The sequence below is a fragment of the Pseudomonas sp. HMWF021 genome (assembly GCF_003061005.1).
Lineage (GTDB): Bacteria > Pseudomonadota > Gammaproteobacteria > Pseudomonadales > Pseudomonadaceae > Aquipseudomonas.
Map to the genome: position 1 here is coordinate 115,811 of NZ_QAIK01000136.1, position 19,684 is coordinate 135,494.

Here is a 19,684-nt window from a genome sequence, read left to right on the forward strand (position 1 = left end):
GCAGTATCTGCGTGAGTTCAATGCCACGGCGGCGTACGACGAACATCTGCGCATCCTGCTGTCGCGGATGTACGAGTTCAATCGTTCGTGGTTGCCGGTGATGGATGCCGAGCGGGTGTTCCTCGGTGAAGTCACACAGGAGTCGATTGCCGAGTACCTGAGTTCCGGCAAATCCCGCGGTGGCAAGACCAGTATCGTCTCCCCCGCCGAGACCGCGCTGGCCTGATAGAGCGCTGATGTGCCGTGCCCTGCTCAAGAGGCACGGCACAATTGAATGGATCAGGAAGAGATGGCCTGGTCACCGGCGATGAACTCGAACCGCACATCAGCCGTTGGCGTCTGGGGCAGCGTGATCCTGATTGCCGGAATCCAGATACCTGTCTGAGACTTGAAATCCCGCTGGTCATACTGCGCACCGGCTTTACCGGTGTCATTGATGTAAAACACCGCCTCGATCGGCAGCGTGGTGCCCAGATTCTGCCCCCACTTGGCAAGCCGGAACTCGTTTTGCGTATTGAAGGCGAAGGTGCCGCCCAGCCCCTGGGCCTTGATTGCCTCATTGAAAGCGGTAGTGGCTGCCTGATTCAAATCGTCGCGCACATCAAAGCCGCACAGCTGTCCGTATTTATTCGGTTGCTGATTGTAATGCGTGATGTATTGCGCGGCGGTAGTGATGCCTTGCACCTGGCAAGGTCGGCTGGAAGCAATTCCCGGAGTTTGACCGCAGCCCTCTTGTTCGCGGTGGGTTGTTCCGCCATCTACCGGAAAGAAACAAAGTATCTGCGGTTCTATTTTACCCACGGGTTTGAAAAAGTACGGATACAAGATAAATCCGTTGTTATAACCGAAGACCAACCTGGAGAACTTCGCATCCGCCCGCAAATAGGAAAAGGACACACCGGTAGACGTTGGATTAGGATTCCAGAAATGAAACTGAGCAGAGTGTTGAGTGGCCCTCAACATCACCCCGGAACACAGGAATGCCGGGGCTGACGGGTTGTTTCGGCACATGCTCAGCTTATTGTGGTAGGCCTCCGTGAGATAGGCGGCAATCTGTGGCCCGGTGCCGGCGCCCATCAGGCCAGTCGATGCGGCCCCGGGCATTTCCCCTCGCGGTACGGGAGCCGATGGCTGAACCACCTCATGAGTGGCACAACCTGACAGTGTCAACGCAACTAACCACAGCAATATCCTGTTCATTCCTTGTTACCTCTGCGGACGCTTCGATTGATAGAAAGGCGTACTTTCCCCAGCATGCAAATGGGTCGACAGAGCCGTTTTTCAATAAACGAAAAAATGCTGTGCTCACCAATCACCAGACTTTCTTCCAGAATAAATTTCGCTCTTATCCTAGAAAAAAAACCGCAACTAAACACCTGTCAGAAATACTAGTCCTGACGGTTACCTCAAGGCTTTTTCGGGATTAAAAGTCGGTGGTTTATTTCCGTTTTTTTCAGGCATACCCGCTACGCAGATCCATGCTCGGGGGAACATCAGCCTGTCATGTCGGTCGGTTACATCAGTACCGGAGGAAGACCGCACGACGGAAGCGTGCAGAAACGCGACATTTTTTGTTGATCTCAGGCCCCTCACACCCTAAAGTTCGCGCCGAACGTCCATGCTGGAAACGATCCATCCGGCTCAAGTACTGACGACGAGACAGCAAGGCCAAGGGCAAAAACGCCCGTGGCCTTTTTGCTTTCGGCGACATGCCTTGGGAAGTAGGCGAACCAAAGTGGGGATACGGAGGGCGTTCATTTGCACCCATTGATAATTTCAGTTTGCCAGTAGGAGTTCCCAGCATGTCGATCCAGGTCGAAGACTATTTCGCGCGCGAAACCTTTCAGAAAATGAAGGCGTTCGCCGACAAACAGGAAACCCCGTTCGTGGTGATCGACACCGCGATGATCGCCCAGGCCTACGATGACCTGCGCGCCGGTTTCGAATTCGCCAAGGTCTACTACGCGGTCAAGGCCAACCCGGCCGTCGAAATCATCGACCTGCTCAAAGAGAAAGGTTCGAGCTTCGATATCGCCTCCATCTATGAGCTGGACAAAGTGCTGAGCCGTGGCGTCAGCCCGGATCAGATCAGCTACGGCAACACCATCAAGAAGTCCAAGGACATCCGCTACTTCTTCGAGAAGGGCGTGCGTCTCTACGCCACCGACTCCGAAGCCGACCTGCGCAACATTGCCAAAGCCGCACCGGGCTCGAAAGTCTATGTGCGCATCCTGACTGAAGGCTCGACCACCGCCGACTGGCCACTGTCGCGCAAATTCGGCTGCCAGACCGACATGGCCATGGACCTGCTGATCCTTGCTCGCGACCTGGGTCTGGTGCCGTACGGCATCTCCTTCCACGTCGGTTCGCAGCAGCGTGATATCAGCGTCTGGGACGCGGCAATCGCCAAGGTCAAAGTGATCTTCGAGCGCCTGAAAGAAGAAGATGGCATTCACCTGAAACTGATCAACATGGGTGGCGGCTTCCCGGCCAACTACATCACTCGCACCAACAGCCTGGAAACCTACGCCGAGGAAATCATCCGCTTCCTGAAAGAAGACTTCGGTGATGACCTGCCGGAAATCATTCTGGAACCGGGCCGTTCGCTGATTGCCAACGCTGGCATTCTGGTCAGTGAAGTGGTGCTGGTCGCGCGTAAATCGCGCACTGCCGTCGAGCGCTGGGTCTACACCGATGTGGGCAAGTTCTCCGGCCTGATCGAAACCATGGACGAGGCGATCAAGTTCCCGATCTGGACCGAGAAGAAAGGCGAGATGGAAGAAGTCGTCATCGCCGGCCCGACCTGCGACAGCGCCGACATCATGTACGAAAACTACAAGTACGGTCTGCCGCTGAACCTGGCGATCGGTGATCGCCTGTACTGGCTGTCGACCGGTGCGTACACCACCAGTTACAGCGCAGTCGAGTTCAATGGCTTCCCGCCGCTGAAATCGTTCTACGTGTAAGCGTCGCCGCCGAAACGCAAAAAGCCCATGACGTGTCATGGGCTTTTTTGTATGTCGATGCAATCCATTGTGGGAGCGGGCTTGCTCGCGAATGCGCTGGGCCAGTGAGAGTGATGATGACTGACACGACGCCTTCGCGAGCAAGCCCGCTCCCACAGGGTTTATGCAGTGCGGCTTAATTCATCGGCGCGAAGTTGATATCTGGATGCCATCCCCTGGATTCTGCAATCTGCCACACTGAACAGTGTCTGACTTGCTACCCGCAGGAAGTTCTGATTACCACCCGCCAGCGCTTTCTCCAACCACACAACCGCCTCATCGACCCTGCCCTCATCCGCCAACACCGCCGCATGACTGAACTGCCCCCGAAAATCCCCACCCTCGGCCGAACGCCGATACCAGTCGTGAGCCGCCGTCAGATCCCTTGGGCACACCCGCCCTTCTTCCAGATAACGTCCCAGCAGGTTCATTGATTTGGCGTGGCCGGCTTCAGCGGCGCGTCGGTACAGGTCCAGTGCCTGAAGGGGATCCTCAGCCTGTCCGCGCCCGGTAGCGTGCAGATTGGCCAGGTTGTACATCGCCCAGTCCAACCCGTTTTGCGCAGCGATCCGATAATGCCGCGCGGCAACCGCAGCATCTGCCACACAGCCCCAACCATGCTCATGGCAGCGACCGAGCATGTTGCGCGCCATCAGGTGACCCTGCCCGGCAGCGATGCCAAACCAGCGCAGCGCCAATGGCGCATCCTGAGCGATACCGCGACCATCGAGCAGGATCTGCCCGAGCAGCGCTTGCGCTTCAACAATGCCCTGCCCCGCCGCCAGCAGAATCGCCTGCGCGGCACGGGCCGGGCTTTCTTCGAGCATTGCGCTGAGCTGGGCGCCGTCGAGCACTTCTTCGCGCCGCAGTTGAAAACTCATACCTCGACCCAGCGCCGCAAAAGGTTGTGATAGGTGCCGGTGAGGCGGATCAGCGACGGATGATCGGGCATGTCCTGGGTGAGTTGCTGAATCGCGCCGTCCATCTCGAACAACAAGGCGCGCTGGCTGTCTTCGCGCACCAGGCTTTGTGTCCAGAAAAACGACGCATAGCGTGCACCGCGGGTGACGGCATTGACCTTGTGCAGGCTGGTGCCGGGGTACAGCACCATGTCGCCGGCGGGCAGTTTCACCCGTTGCGTGCCGAAGGTGTCCTGGATCTCCAGCTCGCCGCCGTCGTAATCCTCGGGTTCGCTGAAAAACAGTGTGGCCGACAGATCGGTGCGCACCCGCTCGATGCTGCCCTTGGGCTGGCGCACCGCGTTGTCGATGTGAAAATCGAAACTGCCGCCGGCCGTGTAGCAGTTGAGTAACGGCGGAAATACTTTGTGCGGCAACGCGGCGGACATGAACAGCGGGTTTTTCCACAGCCGTTCGAGCATTGCCGCGCCGATTTCCTTGGCCAGTGGATGACCTTCCGGCAACTGCAGATTGTGCTTGGCCTTGGCCGACTGATAGCCGGCGGTGATCTTGCCATCGGCCCAATCCGCCTGCTCCAGCGCCTGGCGAATACGCTGCACTTCTTCTTTCGCGAACAAGCCGGGAATGTGCAGGAGCATGGCAAACGTACCTGATGGCAAAGGGGCGCCAATGGTATTGATTCTTATTGGCTGTGTAAAACCCGCATGACGAATGAATCGGTAAAAACCGTAAGGTTAAATTGTAAAGAATGTAAATTCGTCGCGAATAACAATGTTTCGCAATTGATACGAATACCTGTTTACCCTATATTCCGCCGCCTCAAATCCTTGGGGAGGGGAAATAAAAATGTCACGTCAACACGCACAATTGCCGGTCAGTACACCACGCCTGCTCGCTTCGGCCATTGGTGTCGCCATCACCGCCGGTTCCGCTGGCCACATGGTATTCGCCGCCGAGAAGACCGACAGCAAAGCCTCCGGCAATGCCATCGCCCTGGACGCTACCGCCATCACCGGCGAAGCGCAGGACCCGACGTCCTACCAGGTCGAAAAAGCCTCCTCGCCCAAGTACACCGCGCCGCTGGTCGACACGCCTCGCTCGGTCACCGTGATCCCGCAACAAGTGCTGAAGGACACCGGCGCCCTGAACATGCAGGACGCACTGCGCACCGTGCCGGGCATTACCTTCGGCGCCGGTGAAGGCGGCAACCCGCAGGGCGACCGTCCGTTCATCCGTGGTTTCGACGCCCAGGGCGACACCTACCTCGACGGCGTGCGCGACACCGGCTCGCAGAGCCGCGAAATCTTCGCCGTGGAAAACATTGAAGTCAGCAAAGGCCCGAACTCCGCCATCGGCGGTCGCGGTGCGGCTGGCGGCAGCATCAACCTGGTGAGCAAGAAAGCGCACCTGGGCAACTCCTTCGACGGTGGTTTCACCTGGGGATCCGACCAGACTCAGCGCTACACCCTGGACGGCAACTACCAGTTCAGCGACACCGCTGCCGGCCGTCTGAACCTGATGAGCCACGAAAGCAACGTCGCCGGTCGCGACAGCGTCGATTACGACCGCTGGGGTATCGCACCGTCGCTGGCGTTTGGCCTGGGCACCGACACCCGCGTCAACCTCGATTACTACCATCTGGAAAGCAACGACACCCCGGACTCGGGCATCCCGTACACCATTCCAGCCGGTGGTTCGGCTGCACGCACCAAATCCAACCCGGACAAGCCGTACTCGGGTGGCGATCACAGCAATTTCTATGGATTGGACGGTCGCGACTTCCGTAAAGGCCGCACCGACACCGCGACCTTCGCCATCGAGCATGACCTGAGCGATTCGCTGACCATCAAGAACACCCTGCGTCACGGCACCAGCATGCAGGACTACATCCTGACCCAGCCGGATGACAGCAAGGGCAACGTCAACAACGGCAGCGTCTGGCGTCGTGCCAACACTCGGGTGAGCAACACCGAGACCACCACCAACCAGACCGACCTGTTCGGCAACTTCTACGTCGCCGGCTTCAAGAACAGCTTCTCCACCGGCGTTGAATACACCCGTGAGGAAAGCCAGAAGTCCTCGTACAACGTCAACACCGACACCACGCCGCGTACACCGGGCAACTCCAGCACCAACTGCACCCCGTCGATGATCGGCGCGTCGAGCGGCTACAACTGCACCTCGCTGTCGAACCCGAATCCGAACGATCCGTGGAACGGCGCGATCTCGCGCAACTACGCCGGCACCGACACCAAAGCCGACACCTACGCGCTGTATGCGTTCGATACGCTGGAACTGTCCGAGCAATGGCTGGTGAACATGGGCCTGCGTTACGACCACTTCGACACCGACTACAAGACCTACACCGCCGCCGGCGCCACCACTGCCAAGGGCAAAGACACCAGCGAATTCGTCACCGGGCAGTTCGGCGTGGTCTACAAACCTGCGCCAAACGGCAGCATCTATGCGTCCTACGCCACCTCCGCCACCCCACCGGGCAGCACCCTGGGTGAAGGCATGGACGGCAACCCGCTGGGTGGCACCCCGGATCGCAATGGCAACCTGCTCAAGAGCGACATGGAGCCGGAAACCACCAAGAACTACGAAATCGGCACCAAGTGGGATCTGTTGAACGATCGCCTGTCGCTGACCGCTGACGTGTTCCGCACCGAGAAAGAAAACGCTCGCGTACAAGTCGACACCACCTCCTACGAGAACGCCGGCAAGACCCGCGTGCAGGGTATCGAGCTGTCGGCCAGCGGCAAGATCACCGACAAGTGGCAAGTGTTCGCCGGCTACGCCTACATGGACAGCGAACAGGTCGACGGTGGTGACCTGCCGGCCAACAAAGCCAACAACGGTAACGAACTGCCGAACACGCCGAAAAACAGCGCCAGCCTGTGGACCACTTATCAGGTCACGCCGAAGCTGACCATCGGTGGCGGTGCGTTCTACGTCGACGACGTGTACGGCAGCGTGGCCAACACCACGATGGTCGATTCCTATGTACGTTACGACGCGATGGCCGCCTACAAGCTGAGCAAGAACGTCGACCTGCAACTCAACGTGCAGAACCTGACCAACGAAACCTACTACGACAAAGCCTTCTCGACCCACTTCGCCAACCAGGCGGCGGGCCGTACGGCGCTGTTGAGCACCAACTTCCACTTCTAAGGAACCTGTAGGAGCTGCGGCACGCTGCGATCTTTTGATCTTGATTGATAAAAACCAACATCAAAAGATCGCAGCCTTCGGCAGCTCCTACAAAGAACAAAGCCTCGTTCATTCATGTGAACGGGGTTTTGTGCGTAATAAAGAACGCTTCTCGATAACCCACGGCATAATGCGCGCCGTGATGACAAATTTTCGAACGAACAAGGCGAGCGACGTGTTGAAGAAAACCCTGTTCCAGTTGCACTGGTTTTTCGGCATCACTGCCGGGCTGGTGCTGGCCCTGATGGGCATCACCGGTGCCGCCTATTCGTTTCAGGACGAAATTCTGCGGGCGCTCAATCCATCGGTGCTGCAGGTGGAAAAGCAGGTCGCTGGCGTCCTGCCTCCCGTCGAGTTGGTGGAACATATCGAAGAGAGCTCCGGCAAAAAGGTCTCGATGCTCTGGGTCGAGACCGACAGCGGCAACGCCGCGCGCGTCTACTTCACCCCGCCCAAAGGCGAGCGTCGTGGCGAGATGCGCTACTTCGATCCGTACACCGGCGAGTTCATGGGCGACGCGGTGGGCCAGGACTTCTTCGGCCTGATGCTGCAACTGCACCGCTTCCTCGCCATGGGCGATACCGGGCGCAACATCACCGGCGCCTGCACCCTGATCCTGCTGTTCTTCTGCCTTTCCGGGCTGTACCTGCGCTGGCCGCGCCAGTGGAACAGCTGGCGCGTGTGGCTGACCCTCGACTGGAAGAAGAAGGGCCGCAGCTTCAACTGGGATCTGCACTCGGTGGCCGGGACCTGGTGCCTGCTGGTGTACCTGCTGCTGGCGTTGACCGGGTTGTCGTGGTCGTACGAATGGTACAACAAGGGCCTGACCCGACTGCTTTCCGATGCGCCGCAAAACGAGCGCGTGCGCGGCGGCCGCGGCCCGGCACCGGAAGGTCCGGCACCGACCGCCGACTATGCGGCGATGTGGAGCAGCATCTACAGCGCCGCCGGCCCGGGCCTGTCGGCCTACAACATTCGCATGCCGCCAGTGGCCGGGCAACCGGCGACCGTGTTCTATCTGCTCGACAGCTCGCCGCATGATCGCGCGCTGAACCAGATCACCCTCGACCCGGCCACCGGCATCGTCAAGCGTGTTGATCGCTATGCCGACAAGAGCTTCAAAGCCCAGTTGCTGACCAGCATTTACGCGCTGCACGTCGGCAGCTATTTCGGTCTGGTCGGGCGGATCATCATCACACTCGCCGCTGTATGCATGCCGCTGTTTTTCATCACCGGGTGGCTGTTGTATCTGGACCGCCGGCGCAAGAAAAAGCAGATTCAGGACGCACGCAAAGGTCTCGATCAACCGGCCGGTGATGCACCGGGATGGCTGATCGGTTTCGCCAGCCAGAGCGGTTTTGCCGAACAACTGGCGTGGCAGACGGCGGGCCAGTTGCAAGCCGCCGGGTTGCCGGTGAAGGTGCAGCCGCTGGCGAATGTCAGTGCCGAGGATCTGCGCGCCTCGAACAACGCGCTGTTTGTGGTCAGTACCTTCGGCGACGGCGAAGCCCCGGACAGCGCGCGCGGTTTCGACCGCAAGGTGCTCAGCAGCGCTGCGAGCCTCGACGGTCTGAACTATGCAGTACTCGGACTCGGTGACCGCCAGTATCAGCATTTCTGCGGGTTCGCCCGACGCCTGCATCAATGGCTGGGCGAACACGGCGGCAAGACCTTGTTCGCCCCGGTCGAAGTCGACAGCGGCGACCCCTACGCCCTGCGTCATTGGCAAACCCAGCTCGGACAGTTGACCGGGCAGGCGCCGGTCGACACCTGGCAAGCGCCGAGCTACGACAACTGGACGCTGGTCAGCCGCGAACTGATGAATCCCGACAGCAGCGGCGCGCCGGTGTACCTGCTGGGCCTGAAGGCGCCGAGCACCAGCAGCTGGCTGGCCGGCGATCTGGTGGAAGTGCTGCCGCGCAACTGCCCGTGGGCCATCGAACACTTCCTCGACGGCCTCGGCATTCGTGGCGAAACCACGGTCAAGGTCAACGGCCTCGAAGAACCACTGGACGTGGCCCTCGCCTCCCGCCAGTTGCCTGAACATCGCGCGCATCTGGTCGGCTTGCACGCGCAGGCGCTGGTGGATGCAATGGTGCCGCTGGCCATGCGCGAATACTCGATCGCCTCGATTGCCGCCGACGGTGTGCTGGAACTGATCGTGCGCCAGGAACAACACGCCGACGGCAGCCTGGGCGTCGGCTCCGGCTGGCTGACCGAGCATGCGCCGGTGGGTGGCAGCATCAGCCTGCGCGTGCGGCGCAACAGTGGCTTCCACTTGCCGAACCAACCGGTGCCGATGATTCTGCTGGGCAACGGCACCGGCCTCGCCGGGCTGCGCAGTCTGCTCAAGGCGCGCATCGCCGACGGTCAGCAGCGTCACTGGCTGCTGTTCGGCGAACGCAATCGCGAGCACGATTTCCTCTGCCGGGCGGAGCTGGAAGAGTGGTTGATCAATGGCGACCTGGCACGACTGGATCTGGCGTTTTCGCGGGATCAGGCGCAGAAGATCTACGTGCAGGATCGCCTGCGCGAATCTGCTGACGAGCTGAAAAAATGGCTGGCTGACGGTGCCGTGATCTACATTTGCGGCAGCCTGCAGGGCATGGCTTCCGGCGTCGATCAGGCACTCAACGACATTCTCGGCGCCGCTGAAGTCGAACGTCTGATCGAACAGGGCCGCTACCGCCGCGACGTGTACTGACCGACTCCTGTAGGAGCTGCCGCAGGCTGCGATCTTTTGATTTTGTTTTTTAAGAGCAGGATCAAAAGATCGCAGCCTGCGGCAGCTCCTACAGGTGGAGTGATCAGACCGGCTGCAGTTTTTGTTCGAAAACCGCCACCCCATTCAAATCCCGCAACACCACACTCATCTCCCCGCTTTGCCCTTCGATATTCACCTCGCCAAAGAACTGAAACCCGGCAAACGGCGAAGCGTTCTGGGTCGGCGGTGCCTTTTGGAACACCACTTCCGGGCCGAAGGTCTTGTCCAGCGGATTAGGCCCGAAACTCCCGGCATTCAGCGGCCCGGCGACAAACTCCCAGAACGGTTCGAAGTCCTGAAACGCCGCGCGGTCCGGGTGGTAGTGATGCGCTGCGCAGTAATGCACGTCCGCCGTGAGAAACACGAAATTGCGCACCTGCTGCGCCCGCAGAAAACCCAACAACTCGGCGACTTCCAGCTCGCGCCCCTGGGCCGGGCCGGGATCGCCGTTGGCCACCGCCTCCCAGCGCGCCACGCCCGGCCTGACTTCACCGTCGGGCACACCGAGGCCGATCGGCATGTCGGCGGCGATCACCTTCCACTGCGCCCTGGAGTGCTTCAAGCCACGCTTGAGCCAGTCCAGTTGCTCACGCCCCAAAAACGGTTTGGCTGCGCCGAGGTTGTCGTCGTTGGCGCCGCGATAGCTGCGCATGTCGAGCACGAACACGTCGAGCATCGGCCCGTAGCTGAGCTTGCGATAAATCCGCCCGCCGCCGTCAGCCGCTTGCAGTCGCATCGGCGAATATTCCAGCCAGGCCTTGCGCGCGCGGCCGACCAGGGTGTGGATATCTTTTTCCTGATAACGCTCGTCGAGCTGCTTGCCCGGCGACCAGTTGTTGACCACTTCGTGGTCGTCCCACTGCCAGATCTGCGGGACTTCGGCGTTGAAGCGGCGGATGTTTTCGTCCATCAGGTTGTAGCGGTAGTTGCCGCGATAATCGTCGAGGGTCTGCGCAACTTTGCTCTTGGCTTCGGTGGTGAGGTTGCGCCAGATCCGCCCACCTTCGGTGGTCAGCTGCGCGGGCACCGGGCCGTCGGCGTAGATGGTGTCGCCGCTGTGGATAAAGAAGTCCGGCAGGCGCAGGCGCATGGATTCGTAGATGCGCATGCCGCCGATGTCCGGGTTGATGCCGAAACCCTGGCCGACGGTGTCGCCGCTCCAGACAAACCGAATGTTGCGCCGCGCCGTCGGTGCACTGCGCAAGTGACCGAGCCACGGTTCGCTGGCGACGCCGGTTTGTGCGTCCTTGAAATACACCCGATAAAAAATTGCCTGATCGGCGGGCAGCCCGGTGAGTTCGACGCGGGCAGTGAAGTCGGTGTGCGCATCGGCCAGTGGCGAGACCACACGGCGCGGGTGACGAAACTGACTGCGGGTGTCCCACTCGACCACCATCCGCGCCGGACGGTCGCTGCGGCTCCAGATCATCGCGCGGTCGCCCTGCAGGTCACCGGACTGCACGCCGTCGGTGAGTTGCGGCCGATCCTTGACCGACGCGATCACCGCCGGCGCCAGCCCCGGCATCAGCAGCCCGGCACCGACCACTTGCATGACCCGTCGGCGACCGATGTTGAAATCGCTCATGCGTGTTCTCCCTGAAAAAAGGAAAACTTAAGCACGGGATGATGAATCCGGCATGACAACACATCCCCTGTGGGAGCGGGCTTGCTCGCGAAAGCGGTGTGTCAGTTAAAGAAATATCGACTGACACGACGCCTTCGCGAGCAAGCCCGCTCCCACAGGGGTGTTGCAGTGTCAGGCGTTGACGGGTTCGACCGCCAGTTCCGCGGCTTCCGGGCGTTTGACCGCCGCGTAAACCACCGCCGTCAACAAACTCCCCGCCACAATCGCCAGCAGATACAACAACGCATGATTGATCGCATTCGGGATCGCCAGCACAAACAAGCCACCGTGCGGCGCCATCAGTTTGCAGCCGAAGTACATCGACAACGCGCCAGTCAACGCACCGCCGGCAATGCTCGCCGGGATCACCCGCAGCGGATCTTTCGCGGCAAACGGAATCGCCCCTTCGGAGATGAAGCACAGCCCCAGCACCAGCGCCGCTTTACCGGCCTCGCGCTCGGTCTGGGCGAACTTGCGGCGGGCGATGAAGGTGGCGATGCCCAGCCCGATTGGCGGCACCATGCCGGCAGCCATGGTCGCGGCCATCGGTGCATAACTCTGCGAGGCCAGCAGCCCGACCGAGAAGGCATACGCGGCTTTGTTGATCGGTCCGCCGAGGTCGACGCACATCATGCCGCCGAGCAACACGCCGAGCAGAATCGCGTTGGTGGTGCCCATGCTGTCGAGAAAATGCGTCAGCGCCGCGAGCATCCCGGCAACCGGTTTACCGACCACGTAGATCATCACCAGCCCGGTAATCAGGCTGGCGAACAACGGGATGATCAGGATCGGTTTCAGCGCTTCGAGGCTCTGCGGCAAGGCCACATAACGACTGATCAACTTGGCCGCATAACCGGCGATAAACCCGGCGACGATGCCGCCGATGAACCCCGCGCCCAACGTGCTGGCGAGCAAGCCACCGATCATCCCCGGCGCCAGGCCCGGACGGTCGGCGATCGAGTAGGCGATGTAACCGGCAAGCAGCGGCACCATCAGCTTGAACGCGGTCTCGCCACCGATCTGCATCAGCGCCGCCGCCAGCGTGCCCTCTTCCTTGAACGCGGTGATGCCGAAGACGAACGACAAGGCGATCATCAAACCACCGGCCACCACCATCGGCAGCATGAACGAGACACCGGTCAGCAGGTGTTTGTAGACCCCGGTTTTCTCTTGCTTGGCCGGCGCCTTGCCGCCACTCGCAGCGCTCTCCACCTGAGCTTCGGCGAGGGCTTTTTTCAGTGTCGCTTCAGATTGCTTCAAGGCAATCCCGGTGCCGCAACGGTAGATTTTCTTGCCGGCAAAACGCTCGGTGGCGACTTCGATGTCGGCCGCCAGCAGCACCACGTCAGCCTCGGCAATCGCCGTTGCGCTGAGCGGGGTTTTCGCACCGACCGAACCCTGGGTTTCGACCTGCAGTTCATAGCCCAGACGCTTGGCGGTTTGCTGCAACGCCTCGGCCGCCATGAAGGTGTGGGCGACGCCGGTCGGGCACGCGGTGATGGCGACGATGCGCGGCGCACGTGGCGCAGCGACTGCCGGAGCGGCTTCGGCGGCGAGGTAAACTTCAGCCTCTTGCGCACCGCGACGCAGCACCGCTTCGACGTCTTGCAGCGCTTGCGCCGGGGCAATGCGGAACACACGCTTGCCGACGAAACGCGTCATGTCGATGTCACCGGTGGCGACCAGCAACACCCACTCCGCCGCCTCAATGGTGGCAGCCGACAGCTCACGTTCCGGGTGCGACGCATCCACCACTTCAACGCTGGTGCTCCAGCCCTGACGCTGGGCCGCCGCATCGAGCAGACGGGCGCACAGCACACTGGTGACCATGCCGTTCGGGCAGGCCGTGACAATGGCTAACTTCATGACAAGCCCTCTTATTGTTCTGTCAGGGGACGCACGCGTACGCCCTGTTCGAGCTGCGCCAGTTGCGCCGCATCGTTGATGCCGAAACCGATCTGCGTCACCGCCATCGCGGCAATCGCCGTGGCCGTACGCAATGTCTGCTCAGGCGTGTCGGCACTGAGCAGACCGTGGAGCATGCCGGCCAGCAACGAATCGCCGGCCCCTACCGTGCTGGCGACCGTGACCTTCGGCGGCGCGGCATGCAGCGCCGAGCCGACACTGAACCAGTTCACACCGTCGGCGCCGTGGGAAATCACCACGTGCTCGATGCCTTTGGCATGCAGGCACGCCGCTGCCTGCGCTTCAGCGGCGTGGGAGACCACATCGCAATCGAGCGCATCGGCCAGTTCTTCGGTGTTGGGCTTGATCAGCCACGGGCGCGCTTCAATGGCCGCGCGCAAGGCTTCGCCACTGCTGTCGAGGGCGACTTTCAGACCGAGACCGTTCAGCCGTTCGATCAACTCGCGCAACCACTGCGCGCTGACGCCACGCGGCAGACTGCCGGCGACCACCACCGCGTCATGCCCCGGAGCGATCTGCAGCAGACGCTCAAGCAACGCCTGCTGCGCCGTCGCGTCGACCACCGGCCCCGGGCCGTTGATGTCGGTGATGCGCCCGTCGTGCTCGGCGACCTTGATGTTGCTGCGCGTCTCCCCCGGCACGCGGATGAACGCGTCGACAAAGCCGCGCTTGGCGAACAGGGTTTCGAAGGCTTGCAGATTGTCTTCGCCGAGAAAGCCGCTGACCGTCAGTTGATGCCCGAGGTCTGCGAGTACCTGGGCGACGTTCACGCCCTTGCCGGCGGCATGGGTGTGCATCTCGTCGCAGCGGTTGACCTGACCGGCCTCCAGGCGTGGCAGCTCAACCGTGAGGTCCAGCGCCGGGTTGAGGGTCAGGGTGAGAATCTTCGCCATTACAGGGCCTCCACTAATGCACGCACTTCGTTCGCGCTGCCCACGGTGAGGGCTTGTTGAGCAAGGGTTTGCGCCTGGGTCAGGCTGAGTTCGCGGATGCGCGCCTTGACCTCGGCAATGCTGCGCCCGGACACGCTCAGCTCATCGACACCGAGGCCGACCAGCACCGGCACCGCCAGCGGATCTGCCGCCAGCTCGCCACACACACCGACCCATTTGCCATGGGTATGCGCGGCGCGCACGGTGATGTCGATCAGTTGCAGCACCGCCGGGTGCAGGCCGTCAGCCTGGGCCGAAAGCGTCGGATGACCACGGTCGATGGCCAGGGTGTATTGCGTCAGGTCGTTGGTACCGACGCTGAAGAAGTCGACTTCCTTGGCCAATACCGGCGCCAGCAATGCAGCGGACGGTACTTCGATCATGATCCCCAGTTGCAAGTCCGCGACCGGGATTTCCAGGCGCAGACGCTCGGTCATGTCGCGGGCCTGACGCCACTCTTCAACGCTGCCGACCATCGGGAACATGATGCGCAACGGACGGTTGTCCGCCGAACGCAGCAAGGCGCGCAGTTGCGCTTCCATGATCTGCGGACGCTGCAACGTCAGGCGAATGCCGCGCACGCCGAGGAACGGGTTTTCTTCCTTGGCGATCGGCCAATACGGCAGCGGTTTGTCGCCGCCGACATCGAGGGTGCGCACCACCAGCGGCCGTCCGGCGAGGCCATCGAGAACGCGGCGGTATTCGGCTTCCTGAGTGGCTTCGTCCGGCGCCTGCGGGTGGGCCATGAAAATAAGTTCGGTGCGCAGCAGGCCGATGCCCTCGGCGCCCTGCTCGACCGCAGCGCTGACACCAGCGCTTTCACCGATGTTGGCGAACACTTCCACGGCGTGACCGTCGGTGGTGTGTGCCGGTTGATGACGCTGTTCGGCGGCAGCCTTGAGGCGCTGCTCGCGGGTGTCGCGTTCTTCGGCGGCGCGTTGCAGGGTCGCGGCATCGGCGTCGACGTGCAGGCGACCGCGCTGGCCGTCGAGCAGCAACGGCGTACCGGGTTCCAGCAACAACACCGCTGCGCCCGCACCGACCAGTGCCGGAATGCCCAATGCACGGGCGACGATTGCACTGTGCGCGGTGGCGCCGCCGCGCGCGGTGAGAATCCCTGCAACTCGGGCCGGATCGAGCCGCGCAACGTCCGACGGGCCGACTTCGTCCATCACCAGAATGTACGGCTGCTCCGGCTCGTTCGGGGTCTGCACGCCGCAGAGTTGCGCCAGCACCCGACGCCCGATGTCACGCAGGTCCGCCGCCCGCTCGGCGAGCAACGCGTCATGCAAGGATTCCTGTTGTTTGGCTGCCGCTTCGATCACCGCCATCCACGCAGCTTCCGCGCTTTCGCCCTGCTTGAGGCGAGTGTCGACTTCGTCGGTGAGTTCCGGGTCGTCGAGCATTTCCTGGTGGGTGATGAAAATCTCGCGAATCGCCTTGGCCTTGCTGCGTTCGATCAGGCCCTGGATGTCACTGCGCACATCGGCCAGCGCTTGCTTGAGACGTTCGCGCTCGATGGCCGCGGATTCACCGCGCAACGGGTAATCGATGGCATGCTGCACTTGAATGTGCGCAGGCCCGATGGCGATGCCCGGTGCGGCAGGGATCGCCTGCAACTGCGCGCCGGACGCTGGAGCGATCAGCACTTCGGCAATATCGGTGATGACTTCGCGTTGCTGGCTCACGGCCGGCAGCGGTTCGACTTCTTCGCCAAGGCCTTCTTCGATAGCGGCCAGCAGCGCCGGCAAGGCGTCGGCGGCGATGCTCGGCTCGGCGATGAACTCCAGCACCTGACCGCGACGGGCGCCGAGGCTCAGCAGTTTGCTCAGGCTTTTCACCGACACGGCGCTGTCCGCGCTGTCAACAATGCGCACGCGGATTTCGCCGTCGAAACTCTTCGCCAGTTGCGCAAGGATCTTCGCCGGACGTGCATGCAGACCATGGGCGTTAGCCAGGGCAATACGCGCGCTCGGCCAATCGGCGGGCAGTTCGCCGCCGAGCACTTCGAGGACTTTGCGGCTGCTGGTGGCGCGACCCAGTTCATGGCCACGCCCTTCGATGAGCAACGCGCACAGACGCTCGAGCAGCGCCTGATGCGCCTCACCCAGACTCGCCAGACAGAACAGACCACTGAGCGGCTGGCCGAGGTAACGCATCGGTTTGTCCGGGGTGACGAAGGCCAGGCCCGGGCGTTTCACGGTCTGCTCGCTGTGCAACCACCACAGGCCATCGCCCAGCGGCAGCGCTTCGACTTGCTGCAACACCCCGGCAAAACCGTTGCTCACACAATCGGCCTGACGCAACAGACGCGCGCCACGCCAGACCAGCTCTTCAAAATCGTCAGCCGAAACGCCGAGGCCGATCATCTGCGCATCCAGCGCCAGTTCCTGCGGTGCGCCCTGCAGCAGTTTCAGCAGTGCTTCCGGGGAGCTGGCCCGACGCAGGGCCTGACCCAGATCGGTCTCGCCGAGGGCGCGGGTCAGCAGTTGCAGCAGACGCAGGTGTTCATCGGATTTGGCGGCGATGCCGATCGCCAGATAAACGATCTGGCCGTCGCCCCAATCCACGCCCTCAGGAAATTGCATCAGCCGCACGCCGGTGGCGAATACCTGATCGCGGGTCTCGGGCGTACCGTGGGGGATGGCGATACCCTGGCCGAGAAAGGTCGAGCCCTGGGCTTCCCGGGCCTGCAAACCGGCGAGGTAGCCTTCGGCAACCAGACCGTCGGCCACCAGATGATTGGCGAGTAGTTGCAGGGCGGCGGGTTTATCCACAGCCGATTGGCCCATGGATATCTGCTCTATAGTGAGCTCGAGCATGCGATCTCCTTTTTGGCGCGTGGAGGCGCCAGGATATTGTTTTGAATGGTTGCAGCTTAGGCGCTGGTCGCCCTGCTTTTCAGCGGGTGTTTTGGCGGTTTCACGGCAGAACCGGCCAAAGGCGTCTAAAACGTAGAAAATACGCTTGCTGAAACGTTTAATCTAGATTGATCGGCACGTTACTCGATAATGTCTCATCCTTGAAGTCCAACTTGTCGGATGCGCTGCGACAATAGTCGTCTGCCCGAATCGGGTAGGATTGGCGAAAATGTGGCGGCAAGCTCGAAAAAACAAGGAAATCCCGGGTTGAAACTCAGTGATATCGCGCGGTTGGCCGGAGTGTCCGTGACCACCGCCAGCTACGTCATCAACGGCAAGGCCGAACAGCAACGCATCAGCAACGCCACGGTCGAGCGGGTGCGTGCGGTCGTCGAACAGCACGGCTTCACGCCCAACCCGCAAGCGGCCGGGTTACGCAGTCGGCACACGCGCACGTTGGGCTTTATTCTGCCGGATCTGGAAAACCCCAGTTACGCGCGAATCGCCAAACTGCTGGAGCAAGGCGCGCGGGCGCGTGGCTATCAGCTGCTGATCGCCAGCTCCGACGATGCGCCGGACAGCGAACGCCAGTTGCTGCAACTGTTCAAGGCGCGCCGCTGCGACGCGCTGATCGTCGCCAGTTGCCTGCCGGCCGGTGACGACAGCTATCGCCAGTTGCAGGCCAAGGGCTTGCCGATCATCGCCATCGACCGGGTCATGGAACCCGAGCACTTCTGCTCGGTGATCAGTGACGACCGCGAAGCCAGCCTGCACCTGACCCAGAGCCTGCTCGACCCGCAGCCGAAACAGATCGTGCTGCTCGGCGCGCGTCCGGAGCTGAGCATCAGCCAGGAACGTGCCGCCGGCTTCAAGCAAGCGCTGGCCGACTTCAAAGGCGAAGTGCTGATCGAGCACGCCGAGTCTTTCAGCCGTGAATGCGGCAAGCAACTGATGGAAGAACTCCTGCAACGCCTGGGGCACTTGCCGGATGCGCTGGTGACCACCTCCTACGTGCTGTTGCAGGGGGTGTTCGATGCGTTGCATGACTTCCCGCTCAAATCCCGTCCGCTGCGCCTGGGCACCTTCGGTGACACGCAGTTGCTGGACTTCCTGCCGCTGCCGGTCAATGCCATGGCCCAGCAACACCAGCTGATCGCCGACAAGGCCCTGGAGCTGGCACTGGCTGCGGTTGAGCAATCCGAATACAAGCCTGGCGTGCAGGCCATCGCCCGCACTTTCAAGCAGCGTATTCACCGGGACTGAACCGTGGAGCTGATCGACAGCCACACCCACCTCGACTTCCCCGACTTTGACGCCGATCGCTCGGCGCTGCTCGCCAAAAGCCGCGCCCTCGGGGTGCGGCGGATGGTGGTGCTGGGGGTTTATGAAGGTAATTGGCAGCGGGTGTGGGAGCTGGTGCAGAGCGATGCCGACTTGTATGCGGCGTTCGGTTTGCATCCGGTGTACCTCGATCAGCATCAACCCGAAGACCTGCGCGCACTCGGCGAATGGCTGACGCGGCTGCGCGGCCATCGACAGTTGTGCGCGGTGGGCGAGATCGGTTTGGATTACTTCATCGAAACCCTCGACCGCGAACGCCAGCAGGCGCTGTTCGAGGCGCAGTTGCAGCTGGCGGCGGACTTCGATCTGCCGGCGCTGATCCATGTGCGTCGCAGCCACGCGGCGGTGATCGCCACACTCAAACGCTTCAAGCTCAAACGCGCCGGGATCATCCACGCCTTCGCCGGCAGCCGCGAAGAGGCCCGCGAATACATCAAGCTCGGTTTCAAACTGGGTCTGGGCGGCGCGCCGACCTGGCCGCAGGCGTTGCGCATGCATCGGGTGCTGGCGGATCTGCCGCTGGATTCGATTGTGCTCGAGACCGACTCGCCGGACATGGCGCCGGCGATGTTCCCCGGCGTACGCAATACACCGGCGCACTTACCGGCGATCTGCACGGCGCTCGCCGAACTGATGAACATCAGCCCGGAACAACTGGCCGCCGCCAGCACTGCCAACAGCTGCGAAGTATTCGGCTGGTAACACAACTTCTGTAGGAGCTGCGGCACGCTGCGATCTTTTGCTCCTGGCCCTTGAAACAGGATCAAAAGATCGCAGCCTCGTTTCACTCGGCAGCTCCTACAGTCAGCTCGCGTGAGCTTTGGCTGCGTCAGGGTCAGGCTGGTAACACAACTTCTGTAGGAGCTGCGGCACGCTGCGATCTTTTGCTCTTAGCTCTTAAAACAGGATCAAAAGATCGCAGCCTCGTTTCACTCGGCAGCTCCTACAGTCAATTCGCGTGAGCCCTGGCTGCGTCAGGGTCAGGCTGGTAACACAACCTCTGTAGGAGCTGCGGCACGCTGCGATCTTTTGCTCCTGGCCCTTGAAACAGGATCAAAAGATCCCAGCCTCGTTTCACTCGGCAGCTCCTACAGTCAG

General features: G+C 61.6%; 12 protein-coding genes and 1 pseudogene. 6 read left to right on the forward strand and 7 right to left on the reverse strand.

Annotated features, from left to right (window positions below; all coding sequences use genetic code 11):
• A pseudogene (locus tag DBR18_RS29455) lies at nt 1–226 on the forward strand (glycine/betaine ABC transporter ATP-binding protein); the annotation flags it as partial.
• A gap of 53 nt (nt 227–279) precedes the next feature.
• Here the strand turns inward: DBR18_RS29455 and DBR18_RS18950 are convergent.
• Nucleotides 280–1,077 carry a hypothetical protein gene (locus DBR18_RS18950; protein WP_256588788.1) on the reverse strand — a complete coding sequence of 266 codons (798 nt, stop codon included), beginning with the start codon at nt 1,075–1,077 and terminating at the stop codon, nt 280–282.
• A gap of 725 nt (nt 1,078–1,802) precedes the next feature.
• On the opposite strand from DBR18_RS18950, the gene DBR18_RS18955 reads away from it, so the two are divergent.
• Nucleotides 1,803–2,966, forward strand: a complete 1,164-nt coding sequence (locus DBR18_RS18955; protein ID WP_047291221.1) for a type III PLP-dependent enzyme — start codon at nt 1,803–1,805, stop codon at nt 2,964–2,966.
• Between the two features lie 161 nt (nt 2,967–3,127).
• On the opposite strand, the gene DBR18_RS18960 is transcribed toward DBR18_RS18955, so the two are convergent.
• On the reverse strand, nt 3,128–3,886 hold the full coding sequence (locus DBR18_RS18960) for a tetratricopeptide repeat protein (protein ID WP_108591449.1): 759 nt from the start codon (nt 3,884–3,886) through the stop codon (nt 3,128–3,130).
• Nucleotides 3,883–4,563 (reverse strand): Fe2+-dependent dioxygenase, encoded by a 681-nt coding sequence (locus tag DBR18_RS18965; RefSeq protein ID WP_108591450.1) that lies wholly within the window; start codon nt 4,561–4,563, stop codon nt 3,883–3,885. Before DBR18_RS18965 ends, DBR18_RS18960 begins: the two co-directional genes overlap by 4 nt.
• A 208-nt stretch (nt 4,564–4,771) precedes the next feature.
• Between DBR18_RS18965 and DBR18_RS18970 the strand changes: the two genes are divergently transcribed.
• Entirely contained in the window at nt 4,772–7,099 is a 2,328-nt protein-coding gene (locus DBR18_RS18970) for a TonB-dependent siderophore receptor (RefSeq protein WP_108591451.1), read from the forward strand.
• Between the two features lie 214 nt (nt 7,100–7,313).
• A complete protein-coding gene (locus tag DBR18_RS18975; protein ID WP_108591493.1) occupies nt 7,314–9,842 on the forward strand; it encodes a sulfite reductase flavoprotein subunit alpha in 2,529 nt (842 codons plus the stop codon).
• Between the two features lie 103 nt (nt 9,843–9,945).
• Here the strand turns inward: DBR18_RS18975 and DBR18_RS18985 are convergent, their stop codons facing one another.
• From DBR18_RS18985 to ptsP, 4 genes are all read right to left on the reverse strand, one after another.
• Nucleotides 9,946–11,487, reverse strand: a complete 1,542-nt coding sequence (locus DBR18_RS18985; protein ID WP_108591452.1) for an alkaline phosphatase — start codon at nt 11,485–11,487, stop codon at nt 9,946–9,948.
• Between the two features lie 171 nt (nt 11,488–11,658).
• Entirely contained in the window at nt 11,659–13,392 is a 1,734-nt protein-coding gene (locus tag DBR18_RS18990; RefSeq protein WP_108591453.1) for a PTS fructose-like transporter subunit IIB, read from the reverse strand.
• 11 nt (nt 13,393–13,403) lie between these two features.
• Nucleotides 13,404–14,345 carry a 1-phosphofructokinase gene (pfkB, locus tag DBR18_RS18995; RefSeq protein ID WP_108591454.1) on the reverse strand — a complete coding sequence of 314 codons (942 nt, stop codon included), beginning with the start codon at nt 14,343–14,345 and terminating at the stop codon, nt 13,404–13,406.
• Complete coding sequence (ptsP, locus tag DBR18_RS19000; RefSeq protein ID WP_108591455.1) at nt 14,345–17,206, reverse strand: phosphoenolpyruvate--protein phosphotransferase; 2,862 nt, start codon at nt 17,204–17,206, stop codon at nt 14,345–14,347. Before ptsP ends, pfkB begins: the two co-directional genes overlap by 1 nt.
• Before the next feature lie 306 nt (nt 17,207–17,512).
• Between ptsP and cra the strand changes: the two genes are divergently transcribed.
• Nucleotides 17,513–18,508 carry a catabolite repressor/activator gene (gene cra, locus DBR18_RS19005; RefSeq protein ID WP_108591456.1) on the forward strand — a complete coding sequence of 332 codons (996 nt, stop codon included), beginning with the start codon at nt 17,513–17,515 and terminating at the stop codon, nt 18,506–18,508.
• A 3-nt stretch (nt 18,509–18,511) separates the two neighbouring features.
• Nucleotides 18,512–19,288 (forward strand): TatD family hydrolase, encoded by a 777-nt coding sequence (locus tag DBR18_RS19010; protein ID WP_108591457.1) that lies wholly within the window; start codon nt 18,512–18,514, stop codon nt 19,286–19,288.
• Nucleotides 19,289–19,684 lie beyond the last annotated feature (396 nt).